Genomic DNA, 4,208 nt, shown 5'->3' on the forward strand with positions numbered 1-4,208 from the left:
ATTTTGGGAACACCCAAACATGTTTTTCGGGTAACGCCAGGTGGCAATGCTGAGGATCGCGTACTTCGTTGCCGTAGGCGCGGATGACAAAATCATCAGCTACGGTGCGGAACAGGTACTCCCAGCGGTCACCGAGATACATGCTGGTGAGCAACGGGAGAGCCAACTGGTTTTCGCCTGGCCCGTCGGCCAGCGCCACACGTTCAACGCGGATCACCGCGGTGCCCTCATGGCCAACCTGAACGCCGTCGCCCGCCTGACCCCACAGGACCCAGTCGCGTCCTTCAATACGTGCTTTGCCGTCACGCACGTCAGTGACTTTGCCATGCAGACGGTTGTTGCTGCCCATAAACTCAGCGGTGAACAGCGTTTTTGGGGAACCATACATCTCTTGCGGCGTACCCTGCTGTTCAATTTTGCCGTTGTTGAGCAACAAAATGCGGTCAGAAATCGACATCGCTTCTCCCTGGTCATGCGTCACCATTAGCGCGGACAACCCGAGATTAATAATCAGCTCACGCAGGAATACGCGCGCTTCTTCCCGCAGTTTTGCATCAAGGTTGGATAATGGCTCATCGAGCAGGATCACGGGTGGGTTATAAACCAGCGCCCGGCCAATCGCTACGCGCTGTTGCTGGCCGCCAGAAAGTTGATGCGGATGGCGCTTACCCAGATGTCCCAGGCCCAGTTGATCCAACACACCCTGTACCCGTTGGTTGATCTCTGCGGTGGAAACTTTGCGCAACTTCAGCGGGTAGGCCACATTCTCAAATACGGTTTTATGCGGCCACAAGGCATAGGACTGGAATACCAGCCCCAGATTACGCTCTTCGGCGGGGATTTCGCTGCGCGGGGTGCCGTCGTAGACCTTGTTGTTGCCGATGGTAATTGACCCTTGTGTCGGTTTTTCCAGCCCGGCCACCGCGCGCAGAAGGGTGGTTTTACCGCTCCCGGACGGCCCGAGTAACGAAACCACTTCGCCCCGTTTGAGGTCCATGGTCACGCCCTTTAGCACCGGATTATCACCGTAGGTTAAGTGCAGGTTCTCGACCGATAATTCAATCATGTAATTTCACTCCAAAACGTAGGGCAATACCCAGGCCCACCACCACCAACAGAATATTGATAAACGAGAGTGCTGCGACGATGTCGATAGCACCTGCCGCCCACAGAGATACCAGCATCGAGCCGATGGTTTCCGTACCCGGCGACAGCAGATAGACGCCCGTGGAATACTCACGCTCAAAGATCAGGAACATCAGCAGCCATGAGCCAATCAGCCCATAACGCGAAAGCGGAATGGTAACGTGGCGGGTAATCTGGCCACGCGTCGCACCGGTGCTGCGTGCCGCTTCCTCCAGCTCTGGCCCCACTTGTAGCAACGTTGAGGAGATGAGGCGCAGGCCGTAGGCCATCCACACCACCGTATACGCCAGCCAGACGCTGAAAATGGTGCTACGCAGCGAGCGCAGCCAGACAATCAGCGTGTCTCGCAACCACTGCGACCACGGCATGCCGGATAACCAGTCGGATTTCAGCGCGTTATCGAGCCACATCGGTAAGAACAGAAACACCCACAAAAACGCCAGACCCGCGAGCAGGCCCGGCACCGCACGGGGCACCAGCACGCTGTAGTCGAGAAAACGCGTGGTGTTATCCGGCTTGCGGTGCATCGCGATACCAATAAACAGATAGCAACCTACCGCCAGTGCGCCGCCTATTACGCCAATCGCCATGGAGTTGACGATGGCCCGCAACAGGTTCGGCTGTTCCCAGATGGTGCGAAAGGTGCTAAGCGACAGCTCATCCCACAGCGAAACGCCTACGCCCCAGTTGGAGATAAACGCACGCAGCACCACGCCCATTAGCGGCACGCCAATGGTGATGGTTAGCCAGAACGCCACCACAGCCCCCGCTATCCAGCGCCATTTACCCAGCGGCAGCGCGCGGGCCTGCGAGGCTTTACCCTTCATGGTGACGAAGCGGTTAGCGGTACGCATCAGGCGACGTTGTAGCATGACCAGTGGGATGGTCAGACAAATCAGCACCACCGCGACCGCCGCCATCAGGTGATACGACGGCGTACCCAGTTTATTGGTCAGTTGGTACAGGTAGGTCGCCAGCACCATGTTGCCTTCCGGATCGCCCAGCACCAGCATCAGACCAAAGACTTCCAGACCGAGGAAAAACAGCAGCACAACGGCGTACAGAATCGAGGGGCGAACCATCGGCAGGCTGACCGAGGTCATCACCTGTAGCGGGGAAGCGCCGGAGATACGCGCGGCTTCCTCCACGTCTGAGCTCACGCTGCGCAGCGCCGACGAGATATAGAGGTAGGCGTGCGGCACGTGCGTCAGACCCGCAATCACCACGATGCTCGACATGTCGTAGATATTCCACGGCACGAAGCCAATCAGCGATTGTGCCCACAGTGACAGGAAGCCTACCGGCCCTGCGGCCACCACATAGCCAAAACCCAGCACCATCGGTGAAACAAAAATAGGCACAAGGATCAGCGGCTCAATCAGACGTCTACCCGGTAAGTCGGTACGTACCATCAGGAAGGCCAGTATGCCGCCCAGAGGAATGGCGATAATGACCAGACCGAATGCGAGAATAAAGCCGCTTTTCAGCGCCTTATAGAAGTCAGGGTCGGTAAAAATAAAGCCAAAGGATTCAAGGCTCCAGTCCTTTGCCGGCGAGAAAAATGGCGCGGACAAAAAGCTTTGTATCACGATGAACGACAATGGCGTGTAGATAACCAGCGCGGTTAACAGCACGACGATGCCGCGCGGCAAGCTTTGCCACTTTCTGCGTAATGCATTCATAAGCGGAGATCCGGTAACACGAATTCAGGAAGCGAGTACCAGGCGCACCAGTGAACCGTACGCCTGGTTCTGGCTCTTATTTGGCCGCGGCTTCACGCCACTGTTTGATGTAGTCCAGACGTTTTTTCGGTTGCAGGTATTCAAGTAATGACTCATCAACCGGGATCGGCTTCAGCGCGCTACCCAGCATTTGGGTCATTCCGTCGATGTCATTTTTACCTTCGATGTCGTTACGGATAGAGGGAATATCGGCCTGGTTGGCGAGGATGTTTTGCCCTTTTTCAGACAGCACATAGTCCAGCCACAGTTTGGCGGCATTGCTATGTTCAGCCTGCTGGCTGATGAAAGAAACTCGTGACAGCACCAGGGTGTAGTCCTTCGGATAGGAGATGCCCAGTGACGGGTCGTTTTTGGCACGCGCTTCGGCGTAAGAGCCGAGGATATTATAACCAATCAGGTTTTCACCCGATGAAACCCTCTCCATCATCGTACCAGTGGACGATTGCACGGCTAACCCGCCTTTCGCCACGTCGGCCAATGTTTTGAAGTAGTTCGGATCGGCCTTGTAATCCAGCACCGATAGCATGAAGCCAACCCCGGATTTTTCGATATCGTAGGTGGTGACTTTGCTTTTGAATTTATCCACCTGGCCTGCAATCAGCTTTGCCAGCGCGGCGTGAGAATCCGGAACCTCGTTCGCCGGGATGAGGCGCTTGTTGTAAATAAACACCACTGGCTCGTAGGTGGTGCCGTACGCTTTGTTGTGCCAGACCGCCCATTTCGGTAGCTGGTTCTGCTCTGCTGAAACATACTCCATCGCATAATCGGTCGCGAGCTTCATCGCGGTATCCATGGAGGAGCTCCAGATGACGTCACCGCTGCCGCCGCCAGCAGCCTGTTCGCTGATATAACGGTTATACAGCTCGGTGCTGTTCATATCGTTATATTCAACTTTGATGCCCGGATAGGTGGCTTCAAAGCCCTGAATCAGCGGCCCCGCCGCTTTGGTATCCGTTGTGGAGTAAACCACGACTTTGCCTTCTTTGGTGGCGGCATCAACCACCTTTTGGTAGTCAGCCGGATACCCCTGCGGTAGCGCGGACAGGGCAGAAAACGACATGAAAACAGCAGCAGAGATCAGAGAGATGCGGAATGTGTTCGTCATTATTATTAACCTTCTGGTTACACTTTGGGAACTAAAAGTCAACATAGCGGATGAGAAGGGAGAGACAAGAGGGGAGAGAGAGCCGGCTGGTGGAAATGTGATTGTTGGCGTTGTTTCGGTAATTAACACCATAGAAACCGTGAGCGCGGGGATTTGAGAGAATGGAATGCTCACCGTTGTAGGCCGGATAAGCGAAGCGCCATCCGGCACTATAC

General features: G+C 55.4%; 4 protein-coding genes. All 4 read right to left on the reverse strand.

Going from position 1 to position 4,208, the window contains the following annotated elements; translation table 11 throughout:
* Positions 1-1,066 (reverse strand): ABC transporter ATP-binding protein (locus tag FDX03_RS02970; RefSeq protein WP_137345473.1); only part of this gene is annotated, 1,066 nt, incomplete at its 3' end.
* Positions 1,059-2,828 carry an iron ABC transporter permease gene (locus FDX03_RS02975; RefSeq protein WP_137345472.1) on the reverse strand — a complete coding sequence of 590 codons (1,770 nt, stop codon included), beginning with the start codon at positions 2,826-2,828 and terminating at the stop codon, positions 1,059-1,061. The genes FDX03_RS02975 and FDX03_RS02970, both read right to left, overlap by 8 nt.
* A 76-nt stretch (positions 2,829-2,904) precedes the next feature.
* On the reverse strand, positions 2,905-3,993 hold the full coding sequence (locus FDX03_RS02980; RefSeq protein ID WP_061067354.1) for an ABC transporter substrate-binding protein: 1,089 nt from the start codon (positions 3,991-3,993) through the stop codon (positions 2,905-2,907).
* 31 nt (positions 3,994-4,024) lie between these two features.
* Positions 4,025-4,208 (reverse strand): hypothetical protein (locus FDX03_RS22785; protein WP_212724551.1); only part of this gene is annotated, 184 nt, incomplete at its 5' end.

Origin of the sequence: Citrobacter sp. wls827, from assembly GCF_005280875.1 — a bacterium.
GTDB lineage: Bacteria > Pseudomonadota > Gammaproteobacteria > Enterobacterales > Enterobacteriaceae > Citrobacter > Citrobacter youngae.